Source organism: Kitasatospora sp. NPDC057595 (genome assembly GCF_042800875.1).
Taxonomy (GTDB): Bacteria; Actinomycetota; Actinomycetes; order Streptomycetales; family Streptomycetaceae; genus Kitasatospora.
Window position 1 is genome coordinate 187,103 of record NZ_JBHVGL010000004.1, and the last position, 21,327, is coordinate 208,429.

General features: G+C 73.8%; 22 protein-coding genes. 7 read left to right on the plus strand and 15 right to left on the minus strand.

Annotated features, from left to right (window positions below; genetic code table 11):
* Positions 1–63 precede the first annotated feature (63 nt).
* The 8 genes from ACFU9E_RS09180 to ACFU9E_RS09215 all read right to left on the minus strand — a co-directional run bounded on the left by ACFU9E_RS09180 (position 64) and on the right by ACFU9E_RS09215 (position 7,294).
* Positions 64–1,236, minus strand: a complete 1,173-nt coding sequence (locus tag ACFU9E_RS09180) for an aliphatic sulfonate ABC transporter substrate-binding protein (protein WP_380683666.1) — start codon at positions 1,234–1,236, stop codon at positions 64–66.
* Positions 1,237–1,515: 279 nt separating this feature from the next.
* Entirely contained in the window at positions 1,516–2,856 is a 1,341-nt protein-coding gene (locus ACFU9E_RS09185) for a sulfate adenylyltransferase subunit 1 (protein ID WP_380683667.1), read from the minus strand.
* Positions 2,856–3,794, minus strand: a complete 939-nt coding sequence (cysD, locus tag ACFU9E_RS09190) for a sulfate adenylyltransferase subunit CysD (protein ID WP_380683668.1) — start codon at positions 3,792–3,794, stop codon at positions 2,856–2,858. Before cysD ends, ACFU9E_RS09185 begins: the two co-directional genes overlap by 1 nt.
* Positions 3,791–4,372, minus strand: coding sequence for an adenylyl-sulfate kinase (gene cysC, locus ACFU9E_RS09195; protein WP_380683674.1), 582 nt, complete (start codon positions 4,370–4,372; stop codon positions 3,791–3,793). The genes cysD and cysC overlap by 4 nt, the downstream gene beginning before the upstream one ends.
* Positions 4,373–4,428: 56 nt before the next feature.
* Complete coding sequence (locus tag ACFU9E_RS09200) at positions 4,429–5,130, minus strand: phosphoadenylyl-sulfate reductase (RefSeq protein ID WP_380683670.1); 702 nt, start codon at positions 5,128–5,130, stop codon at positions 4,429–4,431.
* Positions 5,111–5,290 (minus strand): hypothetical protein, encoded by a 180-nt coding sequence (locus ACFU9E_RS09205; RefSeq protein ID WP_350543785.1) that lies wholly within the window; start codon positions 5,288–5,290, stop codon positions 5,111–5,113. The genes ACFU9E_RS09200 and ACFU9E_RS09205 overlap by 20 nt, the downstream gene beginning before the upstream one ends.
* Positions 5,287–7,011: a nitrite/sulfite reductase gene (locus tag ACFU9E_RS09210; RefSeq protein ID WP_380683671.1), complete on the minus strand. Its 1,725-nt coding sequence runs from the start codon at positions 7,009–7,011 to the stop codon at positions 5,287–5,289. Before ACFU9E_RS09210 ends, ACFU9E_RS09205 begins: the two co-directional genes overlap by 4 nt.
* A gap of 199 nt (positions 7,012–7,210) precedes the next feature.
* The gene (locus ACFU9E_RS09215) at positions 7,211–7,294 is read right to left on the minus strand and encodes a putative leader peptide (RefSeq protein WP_310593185.1); all 84 of its coding nucleotides are present in this window, start codon (positions 7,292–7,294) and stop codon (positions 7,211–7,213) included.
* Positions 7,295–7,482: 188 nt separating this feature from the next.
* On the opposite strand from ACFU9E_RS09215, the gene ACFU9E_RS09220 reads away from it, so the two are divergent.
* A complete protein-coding gene (locus tag ACFU9E_RS09220; RefSeq protein WP_380683672.1) occupies positions 7,483–8,781 on the plus strand; it encodes a YihY/virulence factor BrkB family protein in 1,299 nt (432 codons plus the stop codon).
* 291 nt (positions 8,782–9,072) lie between these two features.
* Positions 9,073–10,185, plus strand: coding sequence for a ribosome small subunit-dependent GTPase A (gene rsgA / locus ACFU9E_RS09225; RefSeq protein WP_380683673.1), 1,113 nt, complete (start codon positions 9,073–9,075; stop codon positions 10,183–10,185).
* Between the two features lie 64 nt (positions 10,186–10,249).
* On the opposite strand, the gene ACFU9E_RS09230 is transcribed toward rsgA, so the two are convergent.
* Positions 10,250–10,705, minus strand: a complete 456-nt coding sequence (locus ACFU9E_RS09230) for an ASCH domain-containing protein (protein WP_380688181.1) — start codon at positions 10,703–10,705, stop codon at positions 10,250–10,252.
* 147 nt (positions 10,706–10,852) lie between these two features.
* Here ACFU9E_RS09230 and ACFU9E_RS09235 point away from each other — a divergent pair, with 147 nt between their 5' ends.
* Positions 10,853–12,442 carry a DNA-3-methyladenine glycosylase 2 family protein gene (locus ACFU9E_RS09235; RefSeq protein WP_380688183.1) on the plus strand — a complete coding sequence of 530 codons (1,590 nt, stop codon included), beginning with the start codon at positions 10,853–10,855 and terminating at the stop codon, positions 12,440–12,442.
* Entirely contained in the window at positions 12,439–12,951 is a 513-nt protein-coding gene (locus tag ACFU9E_RS09240) for a methylated-DNA--[protein]-cysteine S-methyltransferase (protein ID WP_380688185.1), read from the plus strand. The genes ACFU9E_RS09235 and ACFU9E_RS09240 overlap by 4 nt, the downstream gene beginning before the upstream one ends.
* A gap of 124 nt (positions 12,952–13,075) precedes the next feature.
* Here the strand turns inward: ACFU9E_RS09240 and ACFU9E_RS09245 are convergent, their stop codons facing one another.
* Together ACFU9E_RS09245 and ACFU9E_RS09250 are read right to left on the minus strand one after the other, a co-directional pair.
* Positions 13,076–13,597 carry a GNAT family N-acetyltransferase gene (locus ACFU9E_RS09245; protein ID WP_380688187.1) on the minus strand — a complete coding sequence of 174 codons (522 nt, stop codon included), beginning with the start codon at positions 13,595–13,597 and terminating at the stop codon, positions 13,076–13,078.
* A 66-nt stretch (positions 13,598–13,663) separates the two neighbouring features.
* Positions 13,664–14,167, minus strand: coding sequence for a MarR family winged helix-turn-helix transcriptional regulator (locus ACFU9E_RS09250; RefSeq protein ID WP_380688189.1), 504 nt, complete (start codon positions 14,165–14,167; stop codon positions 13,664–13,666).
* A gap of 142 nt (positions 14,168–14,309) precedes the next feature.
* Between ACFU9E_RS09250 and ACFU9E_RS09255 the strand changes: the two genes are divergently transcribed.
* Complete coding sequence (locus ACFU9E_RS09255; protein WP_380688191.1) at positions 14,310–15,839, plus strand: MFS transporter; 1,530 nt, start codon at positions 14,310–14,312, stop codon at positions 15,837–15,839.
* A gap of 95 nt (positions 15,840–15,934) precedes the next feature.
* On the opposite strand, the gene ACFU9E_RS09260 is transcribed toward ACFU9E_RS09255, so the two are convergent.
* The 3 genes from ACFU9E_RS09260 to ACFU9E_RS09270 all read right to left on the minus strand — a co-directional run bounded on the left by ACFU9E_RS09260 (position 15,935) and on the right by ACFU9E_RS09270 (position 18,052).
* Positions 15,935–16,675 (minus strand): DUF305 domain-containing protein, encoded by a 741-nt coding sequence (locus ACFU9E_RS09260; RefSeq protein WP_380683798.1) that lies wholly within the window; start codon positions 16,673–16,675, stop codon positions 15,935–15,937.
* Positions 16,672–17,358, minus strand: coding sequence for a DUF3105 domain-containing protein (locus ACFU9E_RS09265; protein ID WP_380683797.1), 687 nt, complete (start codon positions 17,356–17,358; stop codon positions 16,672–16,674). The genes ACFU9E_RS09260 and ACFU9E_RS09265 overlap by 4 nt, the downstream gene beginning before the upstream one ends.
* A gap of 136 nt (positions 17,359–17,494) precedes the next feature.
* Positions 17,495–18,052: a hypothetical protein gene (locus ACFU9E_RS09270; RefSeq protein WP_380683796.1), complete on the minus strand. Its 558-nt coding sequence runs from the start codon at positions 18,050–18,052 to the stop codon at positions 17,495–17,497.
* A 253-nt stretch (positions 18,053–18,305) separates the two neighbouring features.
* Here ACFU9E_RS09270 and ACFU9E_RS09275 point away from each other — a divergent pair, with 253 nt between their 5' ends.
* Together ACFU9E_RS09275 and ACFU9E_RS09280 are read left to right on the plus strand one after the other, a co-directional pair.
* Positions 18,306–19,904, plus strand: a complete 1,599-nt coding sequence (locus ACFU9E_RS09275; RefSeq protein WP_380683795.1) for a protein phosphatase 2C domain-containing protein — start codon at positions 18,306–18,308, stop codon at positions 19,902–19,904.
* 71 nt (positions 19,905–19,975) lie between these two features.
* Positions 19,976–20,593, plus strand: a complete 618-nt coding sequence (locus ACFU9E_RS09280) for a DUF1707 domain-containing protein (RefSeq protein WP_380683794.1) — start codon at positions 19,976–19,978, stop codon at positions 20,591–20,593.
* A gap of 23 nt (positions 20,594–20,616) precedes the next feature.
* On the opposite strand, the gene ACFU9E_RS09285 is transcribed toward ACFU9E_RS09280, so the two are convergent.
* Entirely contained in the window at positions 20,617–21,225 is a 609-nt protein-coding gene (locus ACFU9E_RS09285) for a TetR family transcriptional regulator C-terminal domain-containing protein (protein ID WP_380683793.1), read from the minus strand.
* Positions 21,226–21,327: the final 102 nt, after the last annotated feature.

Sequence of the window (21,327 nt, forward strand, 5' to 3'; positions counted from 1 at the left end):
CGGTACGGGCGGGGCGGGGGCCGGACCGCGGGGTTCGTGCGCGGTGGTGCGGTCCCGCGGGCGCTACTTGGCGCCGAGTCCGGCGTCCGCGACGGGGCTCTGCCCCTTCTCCTTCAGCACCTTGTTGAGCAGGGTGAGGTCGTAGATGCCGTTCAGGTTCGGCTTCTTGAGCAGGCCGGCGGTGACGGCGTTGTCGGCCTCGGTCTGCAGGGTGGCGGCCAGCGGGTCGTCCAGGAAGTCGATGTCGGCCCAGGCCGGGTCGAGGATGGCCGCGTCCAGGGCGTTGCCGGCCTCCTTCTTGATGGCCTCGTTGGCGTCGGCCTTGGCCTTGTCCGGGTTGGCCTTGATGAAGGCGTTGGTGTTCACCGAGCCGCGCAGCACGGCCTCGACCACGTCGGGGTGTTCGGCGAGGAACTTCTGCGAGACGATGATGTTGGTGATCACGAACTTCTTGTCCGGCCAGATGTCCTTCTCGTTGAGCAGGACCTTCGCGCCGAGGGTGACCAGCTTGGACGCGGTCGGCTCGGGCACCCAGGCGGCGTCGATGGAGCCCTGCTTGTAGGCGTCCGGGGTGACCTTGTTGTCGCTGCGCACCACGCTGACGTCGCCGGCGCCGGACGCGGCGTCGACCTTGAAGCCCTTGCCGGCCAGGTAGTTGAGCAGCGCCACGTCCTGGGTGTTGCCCAGCTGCGGGGTGGCGATCTTCTTGCCCTTGAGGTCGTCCAGCGAGGCGATCTTGTCCGGGTTGGCGACCAGCTTGACGCCGCCGGAGGCCGAACCGCCGACGATCTTCAGCGACTTGCCGTCGGACTTGGTGAAGCCGTTGATCGCCGGGGAGGGGCCGATCCAGCCGATGTCGATGGAGCCGGCGTTGAGCGCCTCGATCTCGGCCGGGCCCGCGTTGAAGACCTGGGGCTTGATCTGGGTGGCGCCCAGCTCCTTCTGGAATATGCCCTCCTGGAGGCCCACCAGCGGGGTGCCGTGGGTCAGGTTGGCGAAGTAGCCGATCCTCACCGTGTCGGCGGAGAGCTTGGCGCCGGAGGCGCTCGCCGAACCGGAGGCGGAATCACCGGCGGGGGCGGCGGCGTTGGTCTTCTTGTCGTCCTTGGAGCCGTAGCCGCAGGCGGAGAGCAGCGCGACGGCGGTGAGGCCGGCCACGGCGGCCGTGGCGGAGCGTCTGATCCGGCCGGCGGTGGGGCGTGCGAGGGTATGCGGAAGTGCCTGGTTCGGTGCCATGGGTGAGTCCTGTTCGCGGACGGACCGTCAGGAGCGCGGTCTCGGGAGGACGTTCGGTCAAGGTTGTGCTTGCGGCACCGCGCGGGGTGCCGGGCAAGCCGGGCCGGGGGACGCTGCTGCGCCTGCTGTGGGGAGGGACAGCGGCGGCCGGCCCGGTGACAGGGCGTTCTCAGCCCTGTCGGCCCACACATCGCGTCAGGCCGCCCTGGCCGCTGCCGAGGACGCCGCTGCCGATGCGGCCGCCTTCCTTGTCCATGCCCGAGAACGCCTCGCTGGGCATCAGACCCAGTCCTCCTCGTCGGGTTCGTTCGCGTCGGTGCTGCGTACGGTCTCGAAGGCCTCGCCCGCCATGCCGGCGGTGAGGGTGGTGCCGTCGGCCGGGTCGATCAGCAGGAACGAGCCGGTCCGGCGGTTGTCGCGGTACTCGTCGAGCGCCAGCGGCTCGGCGGTGCGCAGCACCACGTGGCCGATGTCGTTGACGTTCAGACCCTCGGCGCCGGAGCGCTGCTCCAGCGTGTCGATGTCGATCCGGTAGGTGATCTCCTTGACCAGCGCGCGCACGGTGCGGGTGGTGTGCTTGAGCAGCACCTTGTCGCCGGCCCGCAGCGGCCGCTCGTTGAGGTGGCTGACGGTGGCCTCGATGTCCTTGGTGGGGACGGGCGCGACGCCGGCCGCGATGAGGTCGCCGCGGGAGATGTCGATGTCGTCGGCGAGGCGCACGGTGACCGACTGGGGGGCCCAGGCGATGTCGGTGGCCCGGCCGAGGGCGTCGATGCCGGTGACGGTGGTGGTGTGGCCCGACGGCAGCACGGTGACGGCGTCGCCGACCCGCAGCACGCCGGAGGCCAGCTGGCCCGCGTAGCCGCGGTAGTCCGGGTGCTCCTCGGTCTGCGGGCGGATCACGTACTGGACCGGGAAGCGGGCCGGCTCGGAGCTCGGGTCGCTGCCGACCGGCACGGTCTCCAGGTGCTCCAGCAGGGTCGGGCCGCCGTACCAGTCCATGTGCGCGGACGGCTCGACGACGTTGTCCCCGGCGAGCGCGGAGATCGGGACGGCGACGACGTCCTTGACGCCGAGCGAGGCCGCGTAGGCGGTGAACTCGGCGGCGATGGCGGCGAAGACGGGCTCGGCGTAGTCGACCAGGTCCATCTTGTTGACGGCCAGCACCACGTGCGGCACCCGCAGCAGGGCGGCGACGGCGGCGTGCCGGCGGGTCTGCTCGACCACGCCGTTGCGGGCGTCGACCAGGACGACGGCCAGCTCGGCGGTGGAGGCGCCGGTGACCATGTTCCGGGTGTACTGCACGTGCCCGGGGGTGTCGGCGAGGATGAACCGCCGCCGGGGGGTGGCGAAGTAGCGGTAGGCGACGTCGATGGTGATGCCCTGCTCGCGCTCGGCGCGCAGGCCGTCGGTGAGCAGCGCGAGGTCGGGCGCCTCCTGGCCGCGGCCCAGGGAGACGCGCTCGACGGCCTCCAGCTGGTCGGCGAGCACCGACTTGGAGTCGTGCAGCAGCCGCCCGACCAGGGTGGACTTGCCGTCGTCGACGGAGCCCGCGGTGGCGAAGCGCAGCAGCGAGGTGGCGGTGCCGGTCCGGGTCGTGCCGGTCTGGGTGGTGCTCATTAGAAGTATCCCTCGCGCTTGCGGTCTTCCATCGCGGCCTCGGAGAGCTTGTCGTCGGCGCGGGTGGCGCCGCGCTCGGTGAGGCGGCTGGCGGCGATCTCGGCGATGACGGCCTGGATGGTGGTGGCGTCGGAGTCGACGGCACCGGTGCAGGACATGTCACCGACGGTGCGGTAGCGGATCAGCCGCCGTTCGACCGGCTCGTTCTCCTTGGGACCGCCCCACTCGCCGGCGGTCAGCCACATGCCGCTGCGGGCGAAGACGTCGCGCTCGTGGGCGTAGTAGATCTCCGGGAGCTCGATGTTCTCGCGCTCGATGTACTGCCAGACGTCCAGCTCGGTCCAGTTGGAGAGCGGGAAGACGCGCACGTGCTCGCCCACGGCGTGCCGGCCGTTGTAGAGCGACCACAGCTCGGGGCGCTGGCGGCGCGGGTCCCAGGCGCCGAACTCGTCGCGCAGCGAGAAGACGCGCTCCTTGGCGCGGGCCTTCTCCTCGTCGCGCCGGCCGCCGCCGAAGACCGCGTCGAAGCGGCCCTTCTCGATGGCGTCGAGCAGCGGGACGGTCTGCAGCGGGTTGCGGGTGCCGTCGGGGCGCTCGCGCAGCACGCCGCGGTCGATGAAGTCCTGCACCGAGGCGACGTGCAGGCGCAGGTTGTGCTCGGCGGCGACGCGGTCCCGGTAGGCGATGACCTCCGGGAAGTTGTGGCCGGTGTCGACGTGCAGCAGCGAGAACGGGACGGCGGCCGGCCAGAAGGCCTTGAGCGCCAGGTGCAGCATGACGATGGAGTCCTTGCCGCCCGAGAAGAGGATCACCGGGCGCTCGAACTCCCCCGCGACCTCGCGGAAGATGTGCACCGACTCGGCCTCCAGCGCGTCCAGGTGGGACAGCGCGAAGGGGTTGTCGTCGGCCTGCACCAGGCTCTGGGTCGCGGTGGTCATGCCAGGCCCCTCTCGATCAGGAAGGCGTGCAGCTCGGCGGCGGACTCGGCGACCGCGCGGCCCTGGGTCTGGAGCCGCAGCTCCGGGTTCTCGGGCGCCTCGTAGGGGTCGTCGACGCCGGTGAGGCCGGAGATCTCGCCGGCCGCCTGCTTCGCGTACAGCCCCTTGACGTCGCGCTCGGCGCACAGCTCGACCGGGGTGGCGACGTGGATCTCCAGGAAGTCGGTGCCGTGCTCGGCGTGCCGCTCGCGCACGGCGGCGCGGGAGTCGGCGTAGGGCGCGATCACCGGGGCGAGCACCTTGACGCCGTTGGCGGCGAGCTTCTCGGCGACGAAGCCGATCCGGGTGACGTTGGTGTGCCGGTCCTCGCGGCTGAAGCCGAGGCCCTTGGAGAGGAATTCGCGGATCTCGTCGCCGTCCAGGACCTCGACCTTGTGGCCCTCGGCGCGCAGCCGCTCGGCCAGGGCGAAGGCGAGCGTGGTCTTGCCCGCGCTCGGCAGCCCGGTCAGCCACACGGTGGCGCCGCGCTCGCAGGGGCCGGCCGCGCGGGCCGCCTCTGCGGCTCCGGCGGCGGCCAGGGTGTCGGCTGTGGTCACGTTGCAGTCCTTAGAACGGGAGGGTGTTGACGGTCGGTCTAGAGGTGGATGCCGCACTCGGTCTTGCCGGAGCCGGACCAGCGGCCGGCCCGGGCGTCCTCGCCCTCGCCCGGCTTGCGGGTGCAGGAGAGCGGGGAGCAGCCGACGGACGTGTAGCCCTCCCACAGCAGCGGGTTGAGCAGCACGCCGTTGGCGTTGACGTAGGCGTCCACGTCGTCCTGCGTCCAGCGGGCGATCGGGGCGATCTTGACCTTGCGGCGCCGGGCGTCCCAGGCGACCACCGGGGTGTTCGCGCGGGTCGGGGACTCGTCGCGGCGCAGCCCGGTGGCCCAGGCGTCGTAGCCGCCGAGGCCGCGGTTGAGCGGCTCGACCTTCCGCAGCGAGCAGCACAGGTCGGGGTCGCGGTCGTGCAGCCGCGGCCCGTACTGGGCGTCCTGCTCTGCCACCGTCAGTGCCGGGGTGAGCGTGATGACGTTGACCGGCATGGTCGCCGCCACCGCGTCCCGGGTGCCGATGGTCTCGGGGAAGTGGTAGCCGGTGTCCAGGAAGACCACGTCCACGCCGGGGAGGACCGAGGCGGCCAGGTGGGCGACGACCGCGTCCTCCATCGAGGAGGTGACGCAGAAGCGCTTGCCGAAGGTGTCGGCCGCCCAGCGCAGGATCTCCTGCGGGGTGGCCTCCTCCAGCTCGCGGCCGGCCCGGGTGGCCAGCTCCTCGTGGTCAGTCGTCGTGCCGGTCACTCTGGTTACCCCCGTTGGTCGGTGACAGCAGGCCGAGGAACTTCAACTGGAAGGCCCGGCGGCACCCGTGGCATTCCCAGGCCCCGTGCCCGGCCTCCGAGGGGCGCAGGTCCTCGTCCCCGCAGTACGGGCAGAAGAACGGGGCCGCACGCTCACTCACGACAGCTGCTCCTCGCTCGCCCGGGCCGCCCACTGGGCGAAGCGCTCGCCCTCGGCGCGGTCCTCCCGGTACCGGGTCAGCACCCGCTCGACGTAGTCGGGCAGGCCCTCGCTGGTGACCTTGAGGCCGCGGACCTTGCGGCCGAAGCCGGCCTCCAGGCCGAGCGCGCCGCCCAGGTGCACCTGGTAGCCCTCCACCTGGTTGCCCTGCTCGTCCGTCACCAGCTGACCCTTGAGACCGATGTCCGCGACCTGGATGCGGGCGCAGGCGTTCGGGCAGCCGTTGATGTTGATGGTCAGCGGCTCGTCGAAGTCGGGCAGCCGCTTCTCCATCTCGTCGATGAGGGTGCGGCCGCGCTCCTTGGTCTCGACGATGGCGAGCTTGCAGTACTCGATGCCGGTGCAGGCCATCGTGCCGCGGCGGAACGGCGAGGGGGTGACCCGCAGGTCCAGCGCCTCCAGGCCGGCCACCAGCGACTCGACCCGGTCCTCGGGGACGTCGAGCACGATCATCTTCTGCTCGGCGGTGGTGCGCAGCCGGTCGCTGCCGTGCGCCTCGGCGAGGTCGGCGATCTTCCCGAGCAGCGCGCCGTCGACCCGGCCGACCCGCGGCGCGAAGCCGACGTAGAAGTTGCCGTCCTTCTGCCGGTGCACGCCGACGTGGTCGCGCCAGCGGCCGGCGGGCTGCTCCGGGGCCGGGCCGTCGACCAGCTTGTACTTGAGGTACTCGTCCTCCAGCACCTGGCGGAACTTCTCGGTGCCCCAGTCGGCGACCAGGAACTTCAGCCGGGCGCGGTTGCGCAGCCGGCGGTATCCGTAGTCGCGGAAGATGCCGATGACGCCGCCGTAGACGTCGGCGACCTCGTCCAGCGGGACCCAGGCGCCGAGCCGGACGCCGAGCTTCGGGTTGGTGGACAGGCCGCCGCCGACCCAGAGGTCGAAGCCGGGGCCGTGCTCGGGGTGGACGACGCCGACGAAGGCGACGTCGTTGATCTCGTGGGCGACGTCCAGCAGCGGGGAGCCGGAGACGGCGGACTTGAACTTGCGCGGCAGGTTGGAGAAGTCCTTGTTGCCGATGAAGCGCCGCTGGATCTCCTCGATGGCGGGGGTGCCGTCGATGATCTCGTCCTCGGCGATGCCGGCCACCGGGGAGCCGAGGATGACGCGCGGGGTGTCGCCGCAGGCCTCGGTGGTGGACAGGCCGACAGCCTCCAGCTTCTGCCAGATCGCGGGGACGTCCTCGATCCGGATCCAGTGGTACTGGATGTTCTGACGGTCCGTCAGATCGGCGGTGTTGCGGCCGTACTGCTCGGAGACCTCGGCGACGGCGCGCAGCTGGGCGACCGTCAGCCGGCCGCCGTCGATGCGGACGCGGAGCATGAAGTACTCGGCGTCGAGCTCGTGCGGATCCAGGATCGCGGTCTTGCCGCCGTCGATGCCCTCCTTGCGCTGGGTGTACAGACCCCACCAGCGCATCCGGCCCCGCAGGTCGGCCGGGTCGATCGAGTCGAAGCCCCGGTGTGCGTAGATCGTCTCAATACGTGTCCGCACATTGAGACCGTCGTCGTCCTTCTTGAACTGCTCGTTGGCGTTCAGAGGAGTGAAGTGGCCCATGCCCCACTGGCCCTCGCCGCGGTGACGGGTCACCTTGCGAGCGGCGGCGGGGCGGCGCGCGGGGGCGCGGTCGGCCGGGGGCTCGGCGGTCTCGGGGGTGGTGGCCATGGTGAAGTCCTTCGGGGCAGGTGGCTCTGACGCCGGGTTGGTCGCTGGGCGTGCTCGGCGGTGCGGTACTGCTGTGACCTGCGGATTCCTCAGGGCCGGGAGAGCAGTCGCGGTGGCCGGGCGGGCGCCTGCGCATCCGCTTCGGCGGGGATGGCGGGGAAGGTGGCGCCGGGTGCGGTGGGAGACGGCGGGATCGGGCTCAGGTCACCGGACAGATGGCGCTGGACACGCGAAGGAGATCGACGTGCAGTCGACCTACTAGGGTGGTTCCGGCGCTCGGCATGGCAAGAGATTCGCACGGCGCACGACTCGCGGTCCACTAACGTCCGTATTCTGGATGCCTGAGTTTCGGATCGTGAGATGTCGGAGCGTTCCCGCCGCTCCCGCCGACGGGGGTCCCGCAGGACCCCCGAACGGCGCCCCGACCCCGGGAGATCGGTCGACGGGCCCAGGCCCGATACCGTTACCCCTGTGCAAGCAGCAGGCGAAACGACCAGGCCGAACCCCGAGCGGCCCTCCCGTCGTCGGGGCAAGGGCTCCCGGCGCAGGCGGGCGGCCAAGCAGGCCGCCTGGCGGACCACCGGCTGGGCCCTGGTCAAGGACACCACCAACACCTGTGTCGAGTACCGGGTCACCGGCCTCGCGGCGGAGGCGGCGTTCTTCACCCTGCTCTCCATCCCGCCGCTGCTGCTCTGTCTGGCCGGCACGCTCGGCTACCTGGACGACTTCGTCGAGGCCGGCACCATCGACAAGCTGAAGGCCGACATCGTCAAGGCGGCCGGCACGGTCCTCTCGGACTCCTCCATCACGCAGGTGGTCCAGCCGCTGCTGGGCCAGGTCTTCGACCAGGCCCGGCCCGACCTGATCTCGATCGGCTTCCTGCTGTCGCTGTGGTCCGGATCCCGGGCGCTCTACATCTTCATCGACACCATCACCGTGATGTACGGGCTGGACGGGCGGCGCGGCATCGTCAAGACCCGGCTGCTGTCGCTCGGCCTCTACCTCGGCGCGCTGGTGATCGGCTCGCTGGTGCTGCCGCTGCTGATGGCCGGCCCCGAACTGGTGACCAACGCCGTGCCGGAGAGCGCCTGGCTGCTCAGCGCCGCCTACTGGCCGTTCGCGATCGTGTTGCTGATCGTCTCGCTGACCACCCTGTACCACCTGGCGGTCCCGGTCTCCACGCCCTGGCGCGAGGACATCCCGGGCGCGCTGGTCGCCCTGGTGGTGCTGGTGTTCTGCAGCGTGGCGCTCCGGCTCTACCTGGTCAGCTCGATCGAGGGCCACTCGGTGTACGGCTCGCTGGCCGCGCCGGTGGCGGTACTGCTGTGGATCTTCGTGGTGGCGCTCGCGGTGCTCATCGGCGCGGCCATGAACGCGGCCATAGACCGTCGCTGGCCCACCCTGGAGACCGCCGACGCCCGCGCCGAGAACGAGCGCGCCCACGAGGCGGCGGCCGCCGCGGTGGTCCGAGAGGTGGCCGCCCGGCGCGCCGTCGAGCGGGCCCGCCGGGCGCGCGAACTCGGCCTCGCCGAGGGCGGCGACGAGGAGTACGGGGAGGACGAGGGCGAGGACGGCGACGTGCCCTCCGAGTACCCCGAGCGGTGGGCCGACGTGCTGGCCGCCGACAACGTCCGCGGCCGCCTCTCCGCCCGGGGCGGCCCGCACCACCGGCCCGTCCCGCCGCCGCCGGACAGCGACCGTCCGACCGCCCCGCCCCCCGAGTACCCGCTGCCGACCCGCCCGCCGCGCCCGCCGTGGGACGAGCGCTGAGCCGGCGATCCGCCCCGAGGGGACCCGCCCGGGGCGGAAATCCACAGGTGAAAAACCGGTTGGCAGGGTGGGGCCGGGCCGCTAGCGTGTGAGCGTCCGGTTCGGGCGGCGTAGGCGCCGCGCCGAGGAGAGAAAGCAGGAGGTGAGTCCCGTGGCCACGACTGTCATGACGGCTGCCCTGGGCAGCGCCCGCGTCCACCTCTCCCTGCCGGCCGCCGGCTGACGTAGCCACTCGCGCACGCAGCCGCAGCAGCCCGGCGGGATCGCTTTCCTCCCGAAGGGCCCACTGCGTTGTTCAACGCTGCCTCCGTTCCGTCTTCCTCTGACCTTTCCTCCCCGCTGCTCGGCTACGGCTGGACGGCCGAGCTCGACGAGCTGTTCGCGCCGCTCGCCGAAGCCGGGCTGGTCGCCGCCCGGATCGTCCGGGTCGACCGCGGCCAGTGCGACGCCGTGCTCGCCGACCCCGAGACCGGTGAGCTGCGCACCGTCCGCGCCGACACCCGACAGGTCGGCGACGCCGACATGATCAACTGCCCGTGCACCGGCGACTGGGCCGCCGTCGACCTCTCGGCCGGACTGCCCATGCCCGCGGTCGCGGCGCTGCTGCCGCGGACCACCGCGATCATCCGCAAGGTCGCCGGCAAGCGCTCCGACGGCCAGGTGCTCGCCGCCAACGTCGACACCGTGGTGGTCGCCGCCTCGCTCGCCGCCGAGCCCGACCTCGGGCGGATCGAGCGCTTCCTCGCCCTCGCCTGGGAGTCCGGCGCCGAGCCGGTGGTCGTGCTCACCAAGGCCGACCTGGTCGACGACGCCGACTTCATCCGGGCCGACGTCGAGGCCGCCGCGCCCGGCGTCACCGTGCTGGTCGTCAGCGCCGAGACCGGTGAGGGGATCGACGTGCTGCGCGCCTGCACGCCGGGCACCACCGCGGTGCTCGGGCAGTCCGGCGTCGGCAAGTCCACCCTGACCAACGTGCTCGCCGGGATCGACGTGATGGCCGTGCAGGAGGCCCGCTCCGGCGACCAGAAGGGCCGGCACACCACGACCACCCGCGAGCTCGTGCTGCTGCCCGGCGGCGGGGTGCTGATCGACACGCCCGGGCTCCGCGAGGTCGGCCTCTACGGTGGCGAGGGCGTGGCGCTGGCCTTCGCCGACATCGAGGAGCTGGCCGGGCAGTGCCGCTTCCACGACTGCAACCACGAGAGCGAGCCCGGCTGCGCGGTGCGGGCGGCGCTCGCGGACGGCTCGCTGCCGGAGCGCCGGATGGAGAGCTACCGCAAGCTCCAGCGGGAGAACGAGTGGATCGCCTCCCGCTCGGACGCCCGGTTGGCCTCGGCCCGGGTGAAGAAGTGGAAGACCATCACCAAGACGATGCGCGCGGCGGGGGGAACCGTGAAGTGGTGAACTCCGGGGTGCCGGCGGCGGGACGGGTGCCCCTCCCGCCGCCGGCGGCCCGGCGCAGACGGTGTCAGCGGAGGTCGGCCACCAGCCGGAAGCGCTCCAGGACGACGGGCGTGGTGTCGTCGACGGTGAAGGCCGGGTCGCCGAGCGAGGCGCGCAGCTCAGCGCCGTGCCAGAACCGCTCGTGCCCGGCCCGCCACTCGGCGACCGAGGCGTACCCCTCGCCCTCGTCCAGGGCGTGCCGCAGATCGACCTCGCCGAGCGGGACGACCCGGACCTCGGTGTTCTCGATCACCGCGACGATCCGCCCCGCCGAGTCGACCACCGCCCCGCGGGTGCCGGCCTGCGGCAGCGGTGCGTTCTCCCGCTCGTACTCGGTCAGCAGGCCGGTGGTGCTGGTCTTGGCGCCGGAGAGCACGGCACCGACCAGCCGGTCCCGCAGCGGTCCGGGGAAGGCGAACTCGTCGACCCGCAGCGCGGCGACCCGCGGGTCCTCCGCACCGGTGTAGGGCTGCTCGGACACGCGTGCTCCTGGGGGTCGGGGGCGGGTCGTGCGCAGGCTATCCGGCGGGAGGGCGCCCGGGCGCGCGATTTTCCGCCCGCCCGCCCGGCCGCCCGTCCGCCGCTCTCCAGGCCGCCCGCCCGGCCGGCGACCCGGTCCGCGACGCCCATGTCCGATTTCCGCCAGTCGCGGGCCACCGGGTGCCGCAGACTGGACAGCGTGATCGACGACGACATCCGGTACCGCGCCGTGGACAGCCGGGACGCCCGCTTCGACGGCGTCTTCTTCACGGCCGTCACCTCGACCGGCATCTACTGCCGGCCGAGCTGCCCGGCCGTAACCCCGAAGCGCGTCAACTGCACCTTCTACCCGAGCGCCGCCGCCGCGCAGAGCGCAGGCTTCCGGGCCTGCCGCCGCTGCCGCCCCGACTCCGTCCCCGGCTCGCCCGAGTGGAACCACCGGGCCGACCTGGTCGGCCGGGCCATGCGGCTGATCGGCGACGGCGTCGTGGACCGCGAGGGCGTGGCCGGCTTGGCCCAGCGCCTCGGCTACAGCTCCCGCCAGCTGCAGCGCCAGCTCACCGCCGAACTCGGCGCCGGCCCGATCGCGCTCGCCCGCGCCCGCCGTGCCCAGACCGCCCGGCTGCTGCTCCAGACCACCGAGCTGCCGGTCACCGACATCGCGTTCGCGGCCGGCTTCGCCTCCGTGCGGCAGTTCAACGACACCGTCCGCGTGGTCTACGACCGCACCCCCAGCGGGCTGCGCGCCGAGGTCGCGGCCGGCCGCCGCACCGCCACCCCGGCCGGCGGTCTCGCCCTTCGGCTCGCCTACCGGGGCGCCCTGGACAGCGACCACCTGATCGACTTCCTCGCCCTGCGCGCCGTGCCCGGCGTGGAGGAGGTCGTGCCCGGCGTGCGACCCGGGGTGCGCACCTACCGCCGCACCCTGGCGCTCCCGTACGGCCATGGCATCGCCGAGGTGGACGGCCTCGCCCCCGGTGAGCCGGCCACCCGCGGCTGGCTCGACTGCCGGCTGCTGCTCACCGACCTGCGCGACCTGCCGACCTCCGTCCAGCGCCTGCGCGTCCTGTTCGACCTGGACGCCGACCCGGTCGCGGTCGACGAGCAGCTCGGCGCCGACCCGCTGCTCGGCCCGCTGGTGCGGGCCCGGCCCGGGCTGCGCTCGCCGGGCCACGTCGACCCGCACGAACTGGCCGTGCGCGCCGTCCTCGGCCAGCAGATCACCGTCGGCGCGGCCCGCACGCTGGCCGGCCGGCTCGCCGAGAAGTACGGCACCGCGCTGCCCGAGCCCAGCGGGGGGCTGCGGCTGCTCTTCCCGACCGCCGCCGCGCTGGCGACCGCCGACCCGGAGGACTTCGCGATGCCGACCGCCCGGCGCCGCGCCCTCACCGGCCTGTGCGCCGCCCTCGCCGAGGGCGTCGTGCGGCTCGACGGCGGCGTCGACCGGGAGGAGGCGGCCGCGCGGCTGCTCGCCCTGCCCGGCATCGGCCCGTGGACCGTCGGCTACCTGCGGATGCGCGCCCTGGCCGACCCCGACGTCTTCCTCCCGAGCGACATCGGCGTCAAGCACGGACTGCTCCGGCTCGGCGCCCCGGGGGACCCGAAGTCCGCCGCCCTCGCGGCCGGGGCCTGGGCCCCCTGGCGCTCCTACGCCGTGCACCGCCTCTGGGCGGGCCCGGCCGTCGACCCCGGCACCGGAGTCGACCCCAGTACCGGAACGGAGAACACCGCAGCATGAGCACCACCGTCTTCACCTACATGGAGAGCCCGTTCGGCCGGCTGATGCTCAGCGGCATCGTCCCGGACGGCGGCGGCCCGGCCGGACTGGCCACCGTCACCGCCCCGGGCCAGCGGTACGCGCTCGCCGAGCCCTCCGACGACTGGGTGCACGACCCGGAGGCGCTCGCGGCGCCGGTCACCCAGCTCACCGAGTACTTCGCGGGCGAGCGCACCGCCTTCGACCTGGAGCTCGCCCCCGTCGGCACCGAGTTCCGCCGCCGGATCTGGGCCGCCCTCGACAAGATCCCCTACGGCGAGACCGTCACCTACGGGCAGCTCGCCGACCTGGCCGGCGAGTCGCCGCGCGCGGTGCGGGCGGTGGGCGGGGCGGTCGGCGCCAACCCGCTGCTGATCATCCGCCCCTGTCACCGCGTCCTCGGCGCCAACGGCGCCCTCACCGGCTTCGCCGCCGGCGTCGACCGCAAGCGCTGGCTGCTCGACCTGGAGCACGGCACCTCGCTGTTCTGACCTGCCGAACCGCTGACCTGCCAAAACCGCTGATCCGCTCAACCGCTCAACCGCTCAACCGCTCAACCGCTCAACCGCTCAACCGCTGAGCCGCCGAGCCGCTCCGCGTGCCGGGCGCTCCCGGTCAGTCCGCCGGGAGCGCCCGCAGGTCCACCCGCCAGTCGTTGCTGCGCATCCGGCGGCCGGGCGGGAACTCGAAGTCGGTCTCGCCGAGGAGGGTGAAGCCGGCCCGGCGGCACACGGCGTTGGAGGCCGGGTTGTCGACCGAGGGGAAGGCGTGCAGGTACCGGTGGCGGCCGGTACGGGCGGCGGCCTCGACGGCGGCCCGCGCCGCGACCGCGGCGATGCCCCGGCCCTGGTAGGGCGGCAGGACGTTCCAGCCCATCTCGTGGACGGTGTCGCCGCGCCAGGTGCGCTCCGCGTAGCCGACGGTGCCGACCGCCACCCCCTCCGGCTCCAGGACGACGCGGTACATGCAGCCGGTGCCGGAGGGGACGAAGTCCAGATAGCGCCGGTGCCGCACGAGCATCCGCTCCTCGTCCTCCGGGCCGCCGGTGTGCCTGCGCATCTCCGGGGTGTTGACCAGGCGCAGCAGGGCGAGGTCGGCGTCGGTCCAGGGTTCGAGGCGGAGCAGCGCGGGATCCATGACGGGACGGTAGCCGGGCGGGCGCCCGGCGGGGTACCCGATTTCCGCGGGAGGCGGATCCGCCGGTCAGCCGCCCGCGGGCTCGGCGAGCGCGCGGGCCAGGTTCTCCAGTGCCGGCAGCGCGTGCATCACGGCGTCCCGGTCGGCGGGGGAGAGGGTGTCGAGGGCGGAGGCGATCCGCCGTTCGTGGGCCCGCTGCCAGTCGTCGAGCTGGTGCCGCCCGGCCGGGGTGAGCGCGATCCGCGCGGTGCGGCGGTCCCCGGGGTCGGCCTGGCGGTCGACGAAGCCGGCATCCAGCAGCTTGCCGACCAGGCCGCTGACGGTGTTGGGGGCGAGCCGCTGGCGGGTGGCCAGTTCGCCGACCCGCAGCGGGGCGGCGGCGAGGGTCTGGAGGAGTTCGACCTGCGCCATCGGCAGGGACTCCCACGGGTAGTCGGTGCGGATGCTGCTGCGCAGCGAGCGCCGGAGCCGGGTGACCGCGTCGGTGAGCCGTCGGGCGCGCTCGATCGCCGCCGGCTCCACGGCCTGCGGATCGGCGGCGGGTTCGGGAACGGACGGTGACGACGGCATGGCCGACAGCGTAGCGCCTGGTGGGGACGGGGCCCGAACGCCGGGGACCGGTCGGGGACGACCGACCCCGTTCCGTGAGCGGCCGGTCGCATGCCGATCAGATCGTAGATAGAACATATCTGTATCCGATATATTTCGCCGTATGAACGCGGCGTCGACCCTCACCTCCCGGCTGCTCACCACCGGGCTGCTCACCGAGCGCCCGCGGCCACGCGGCATAGCCGGCTGGCGGCACGCCCACTGGCTCGCCGTCGGCACCGTCTGCCTGGGCGCCTTCCTCGGGCAGCTGACCGCCAGCGTCACCGCCCTCGTCTACCCGGCGCTCCAGCGCCACTTCGGCACGGGCTTCGCCGCCGTCGAGTGGGTCGCGCTCGCCTACCTGCTGGTCCTGGTGGCACTGCTCGCGCCGGTCGGCCGGCTGTCGGACCTGGTCGGCCGTAAGACCATGTACATCGGTGGGTTCGCCGTCTTCGGCCTCGCCTCGCTCGGCGCCGGATTCGCCGACGGCCTCGGCACGCTGGTCGCGCTCAGGGCCGTCCAGGCCGTCGGCGGCGCGATGATGCAGGCCAACAGCGTGGCGCTGGTCGCCCGGGGCGTCCCCGAGCACGCGATGCGCCGGGCGCTCGGCATCCAGGCCGCCGCCCAGGGCCTCGGCCTGGCGCTCGGGCCCAGCCTCGGCGGGCTGCTGGTGGAGCACGCCTCCTGGCGCTGGGTGTTCTGGATCAACGTGCCGGTCGCCCTGGTGGGCATCCTGGCCGGCTGGTTCCTGCTGCCCCGCACCCACCGCCCGGACGCCCGGCCGCTGAACCGGCCGCTGAACCGGCCGTTGAACCGGCCCGCGAACGAGCCGACGACCCGTCCGGTGCCCCGGCCGCGTGGGGCCGCCCGGCCCGATCCGGACGGCGGGCGCTTCGACCTGGCCGGCCTGCTGCTGCTCGCCGCCTCCACGACCGCGCTGCTGCTCGCCCTCTCCGCCGCCTCCGGCCTGCCGCTGCCCGGCTGGGCCGTGGCCGCCCTGCTGCTCGCCACCGTGCTCTGCGCGCTCGGCCTGGTCCGCCAGGAGCGCCGGGCCACCCGGCCGATCCTCGCCCCAGGTCTGGTCAACACCCCCGGCGTCCGCCCCGGCCTGGCCGTCTCGCTGATCGGCTACCTGCTGCTGTTCTGTCCGCTGGTGCTCGGTCCGGTGCTGCTCGCCGAGGCGGGCCTGCCGACCGGGCAGGTCGGCCTGGTGATCACCCTGCTCCCGGCCTCGTTCGCGGTGGCCGCGACGGCCGGCGGCGCACTGCTGCCGCGCGGCTGGTCGGACGTCGCCCGCTGCCGCTTCGGCGCGGCCCTGGCCGGCGCCGGGCTGCTGGGCTGCGTGCTGCTGCCCGTCGCGGGTGCTCCCGCGCCGGCGCCGGCGCTTCCCCTGCTGGTGGCCGGCTGGGGGCTCGGGGTGCTGCTGCCCGCCAACAACGCCCTGGTGATGCGGGCGATACCGGCCGAGTGCTCGGCGGTCGGCGGCGGCATGGTCAACATGGCCCGCAGTCTCGGGACGGCGCTCGGCACCGCGCTGCCGGTGCTGGGCGTCCACCTGGCCGGACCGGTGCTGGGCGGCCGGGCGGTGCTGCTGGCGCTGGCCGCCGTGGCGGTCCTGGCGGTGGCGCTCACCCGGCCGGTGCGGCGCCGCTGAACGAGCCGGCGGGGGCGGGCGGCGGCGGGGACGACAACGGCCGGGGCGGTGAACGGAGTTCCGTTCACCGCCCCGGCCGTGCGAGCCGCGGTGCCTCAGGAGGCGGGCACGCCCGGGGCGGCGCCGCGCTCCTTGAGCATGTCGGTCATCAGCTCGATCTCCGAGCTCTGGCCGACCACCATCGACAGCGCGAGCCGCTTCTCCGCGTCGTTGTGCGCCATGTCGACGTAGCCCTGGGCCATCTCCACGCCGCCCTTGTGGTGCTCCACCATCAGCTGCAGGTAGAGCACCTCGGCGTCCCGGCCGCTCAGCGAACGGAGCTTGGCGAGCTGCGCGTTGGTGGCCATTCCGGGCATCAGCGAGCCGTCGTGCGCCTGGTAGTCGGCGCCGTGGCCGTGGCCGCCCATCGCCGTCATCCAGGCCATCGGCTTGGCCGTGGAGTGCTGGGTGAGCCCCCACTGGTCGAGCCAGCCCATCATCATGCCGCGCTGGTTGGCCTGGGTGTTGATGATGTCGAAGGCCAGGGTGCGGGTCGGCTCGTCCGACGTCCGGTCGCGGACGATGAACGACAGGTCCACCGCCTGCTGGTGGTGGGTCGACATGTCGCGGGCGAACCCGGCCTCCGGGGAGCCGTCGGCCGGAACGCTGAGCGAGGACGTCCCGGAGGCGGAGGTGCCGCCCGCCACCAGGGCCGGCACACCGAGGGCGAGGGCGAGCGCGGCGGCCAGCGCGGCCGGCCACCAGATCCGCCGGCGCGCGGCCGCGCGGTCCGCGTCCTGCGCGGAGTGGTCGGCGCTCTCCGGGGCGTGCTCCGTGTTCTCCTCGGCGGCGGTCACATCGCGCCCATCGTGCAGGAGGCGCCGGGCTCCTGGGTCTGCTTGCCCTGGACGTACTTGGTGAAGAACTGGTTCACCCGGGGGTCGCTCGCGCTGTCCACGGTGAGCTGGGTCGACCAGGCGCTCAGGGTGATGGTGCCCTGCTCGTCCGGGTACGGGCTCATCAGCGAGTACGGGGTGGCCTTCACCTTGTCGGAGAGGACCTTGATGTCGTCCGGGGTGGCCTTGCCGTTGTAGGTCACCCAGACCGCGCCGTGCTCCAGCGAGTGGACGGCGCGCTCGTTCTCGACCGGCTGGTCGTAGACGGTGCCCATGCAGTCCAGCCAGACCGCGTTGTGGTCGCCGCCGACCGGCGGGGTCTGCGGGTAGGTGACCTTCTCCTTGACATGGTTGCGGGTCAGGTCGCCGAAGGTCTGCACGCCGTCGATCGGGGCCGCCGCGGCGGCCTCCTTGGCCTTCTTGTCCTTGTTGGCGTCGACCACGATCCAGGTGCCGGTGGCTATCGCCGCGATCACCAGCACACCGGCGACCGAACCGGCGAGGATCTTGTTGCGGCGGTCGCGGCGCTGCTCGGCGGCGCGCAGCTCGGCGATCCGGGCGCGGCGGTCGTTGCTCGCCTGCTTGGCGCTCGGCTTGTTGCTCTGGGCCTTGTTCGGCTGCGTCTGCTTGGAGGCGGAACCCATGTGGTGTCCTAGTCCCCACCGCGCATCGGGCGCGGCGGTCTGAAAGAAGTGACGGGAAGGTGCGGATCCGTCGGTCCCGCCCGCCCGGTGACACGGTGGTCGGCGGGGGAGGGCAGCGCCCGGCGGCGGGTTCCGCTCAGGACCGGTGTACTTGGAGTTCGTGCAGGTCGGGCGCGGGGTGCGGGCCGACCAGCAGCCCGGCGGGCACCACCCGGGGCTGCGCCTCGGGGGTTTCCGTCAGAGGCGCCGCCGCGGGTTGCGGTTGCGGCGGCGGGTTGGGGAGCTGGGCGTCCTGGGCGCAGTACGGGTGGCTGGAGCAGCCGTTGTTGCGGTGCGGCGGATCGCCGTCGACCGAGCACCAGGTCCAGTGCCGGTGGCTCTCCGCGCGGATCCGGTCGCCGAGGGTCTGCGGCGCGGTGGCCGGACCGGTGGCGGCGGAGCCGTGGAGTTGGGACGGGACGCCGGCCTCGACGTCGGCCGGGATCGCGGTCACGCCGGACGGGGGACCCACCGGGGGGTCGGCCGGGACGGTCACCGGGAGGCCTGGCCGTTCGGCCGTGACCGCCTTGGCGTGCGCCGTGCAGGGCAGCGCCATCAGCAGCCCGACCAGCAGCAGGATCCACAGCGTGCCCACCGGGCGGACCACGAGTGCGGCCCTCCCCGGTCGGGGGTTGCTGGGGGCCGACACGGTCATGCGCACATTTAATCAGCCGAACGAGTGAAGCGAGCCCTTTCCTCGGCCCTCATTTTCGAGGGCGGAGGCTTCCTAATGCCCCGGAAACGCCCTGGTCGGGGCGGTTCGGTCGACTGCGGGAGGAACAGAAACGAAACGGGCAGCGAAACCGGTGATCGATATCGGCCGATGTGGGTTCGGTTGTCGTCGAAACCCGGACAGCGCCCCGGCCCTTCGGGACAATGACGTCGAGCCAGCGACCAGGAGCCGCCAGATGACCAAGCAGGGTGCACCCGCGCAGCAGCACCACCGGCCGGACGACGGCTGGTGGGACACGGTCTACGCGGGCCCGGCCGGCACCCTGCCCGACACCCCGGACGCCGAGTCGGGGGAGGGCAGCGTCGACGACTGGTTCGAGACGGCGGCCGGCCTCATCGGGCAGCAGCGGAGCGCGCCCGCCGAGGAGACGACGGCGGCCGAGGAGGCGCCGGAGGCCGGTGAGGCGCCGGAGGCCGGGCCGGTGGCCCCGGCCGGCGAGGAGGTGCTGGAGCGGGACAGCATCGACGACTGGTTCGACACCGCCGCCGGTGTGATCGCCCCGCAGCCGCCGGCTGCTGAGCCGGCGGCCGCCGAGGTGCCGACCGCCGAGGTGCCGGTGGCCGAGGTGCCGGTGACCGCAGCTCCGGCGGCCGACGAGACGCGCCGCTTCCCCGCCCCCTTCTGGGCGGCGGACGCCCGGGTGCCCGAACCGCGCCCGAAGCCCGAGGCCGCGTCGGCTCCGGCGTCCGCCCCCGTCCCGGAGCCGGAACCGGAGCCGGAACCTGAGCCGGAGCCGGCCGTTGAACCGGAGCCGCCCGCCGTCGAGCCGACCGCCGCCGAGGCCGTCGAGCCCGAGCCGCCCGCCGCCGAACCGCCCGCGCCGCGCCCGGCCGCCCGGCCCGGGCGGGCCGAGGCCGCGCCCACCGTGCCGCACGTGGGCGAGCGCCCGCCCACCTACGGTCCCGAACCGACCGCCGTCCCCGAGGCCGACCCCGGCGCGCTGGGCGGCGTCGTCGCCGACACCGTGCTGGAAGGCGCCCAGTACGGCGCCACCACCCTGCGGGCGGCCTCCGTCCGCGGTGACTCCGCCCGCCACCGGGGTGAGACCCGGCGGGACTCGCTGCTGGTGACCCGGTTCGGCGAGGGAGCGGACGGCCTGCTGCTCGCCGTGCTCGGCGGCTTCGACCACTCGGGACCCACCGCCGAGGCGGTCGCCACCGCAACCGCCGAGGCCTGCCGTCAGCTCGCCGGCGCGGTCGGCCGCAGCCGCGAGAACCTGGCCGCCGACCTGCGCGACGGCGCCCGTGACCGGCTGCGCTACGGCCTCCAGCGGCTCGCGCTGAGTTCCGTCGCCCCGCTGCGGGCCCTGGCGCCGGAGAGCGCCGTTGACGACACGGACACCGCGGACGGCGAGCCGTCCCCGGCCTCGCTGCACTGCCTGCTGGTCTCGCTCGACCCGACGGCCGGCCACCGGGCGGCGTTCGGGGTCGGCCCGGGCGGCCTGTACCTGCTGCGGTCCGGTCACTGGATCGACGCCTACGCGGCCCGGCTGCTGCACCAGCCCGACGGCCAGCCGCCGGCGCCGGAGCCCCCGGCACCGGGTTCGAGCCCGTTCCGCTACCGGATGGTCCCGGCGACGCCGGGTGACATCCTGCTGCTCTGCACCCCCGGCCTGGCCCGCCCGATCGCCGACGAACCGGCGGTCGCGCACTTCCTGGCCTCCCACTGGGCCCACCCGCACCCCCCGGGCACCGTCGACTTCCTCCGCCAGGTCCAGGTCCGCGCCAAGGGCTACGCCGACGACCGCACCGCCGCCGCGATCTGGACGGAGTAGCCCCCCGGCCCCGCCCACCCCGTCCAGGTCCGTTCGGTCCGCCGGCCGTCTGTCCTTCTATCCTTGCGGCCATGACCGCCCAGCTTCCGGAAAGCTCTCCGCGCCCCCTTCCCCCGGGTGGACTCCGCGCGTCCCACGCCGACCGGGAGGCGGTGGTGGAGCTGCTGCGCGACGCGGCAGCCGAGGGGCGTATCGACCTCGACGAGCTGGACACGCGCCTGGAGGGGGCGCTGAAGGCGAAGACCCACGGTGAGCTGGCGGTCCTGACCGCCGATCTGCCCGGCCCGAAGCCCGCGGAGAGCGGACTGCCGCTGGTGCTCAAGGGCGGCATGTCCGGAGCGTCTCGCGGTCCCGGGCGCTGGGAGGTTCCCGGGCGCGTGATCGCCCACGGAGGACTCGGGGGCGTGAAGCTCGACTTCACCCGGGTCGAGTGCCGCCGCGCGGAGATCGTCGTGGAGGCGTACGGGGAGATGGCCGGTGTCACGATCGTCATCCCCGATGCCTGGGCCACGGACACCAGCGGCATGGATCCCGGCCTCGGTGGCCTCAAGGACAAGACCACGTCCGGTCGGCTCCCGGGAACCCCGCTGATCCGGCTCACCGGGTCCGGCGGCATGGCGGGAGTGGTCGTCCGCCACCCCGACCGCCGGGAACGGCGCAAGCTGCTCGGCGATCCGGCGCAGCCGTAGCCCCCGGATCCTCGCCCAGGCCTTCAGGCCGGCACGGCGCCGAGCAGGGTGCCGCAGGCGGTGGTGGCGAGGTGGTGGGCGCGGGGGCGGGTGGCGCCGGGCAGGCCGAGGGCGAGCGGGACGGCGAGGCCGTCCAGCAGGGCGCGGATCTGGATGGCGCGCTCGGCGGCGTCGCCCGGGGCGAAGCGGGCGGCGGCGGTGCCCTCCTCGATCAGCGCGACCAGGTCGGCCTGCCAGGGCGCCTCGATCTCCAGCTGCCCCTGCCGCAGTTCCTCGCTGGCGGGGGAGCGCCCCCACACCTCGACCCAGAGGATCCAGCGCGGGTCCCCCGGGCCTTCCGGGAGGTACAGCCCGGTGTACTCCGCCAGCCGCTGCCGCACGTCGCGGCCGCCGTCGGCGAGCATCGCCCGGCGGCGGGTGCCGAGCTGCTCCTCGCTCCACCGCAGGGTCTCCAGCAGCAGCTGGTCCTTGCTGCCGAAGTAGTAGAGCAGGTGCCCGGCGCTCATCTGGAGCCGGCGGCCGAGGCCGGCCATGGTGAGCTTGGCGAGCCCGTGCTCGGCGATGGCGGCGCGCGCGGTGGCGAAGACCTCCTCGCGGGGGCGGGCCGGTCGGCGCGGGCGGGCGTCGGCCATCGGTGCTGCTCCTCCGGACTCAAGGGGGCCTTCACGATACCGGCCGTGGCCGGGCGGCCACGGAGCGGGACGTCGGCCGTTTCGACGCCCCGCTCCTGCGGG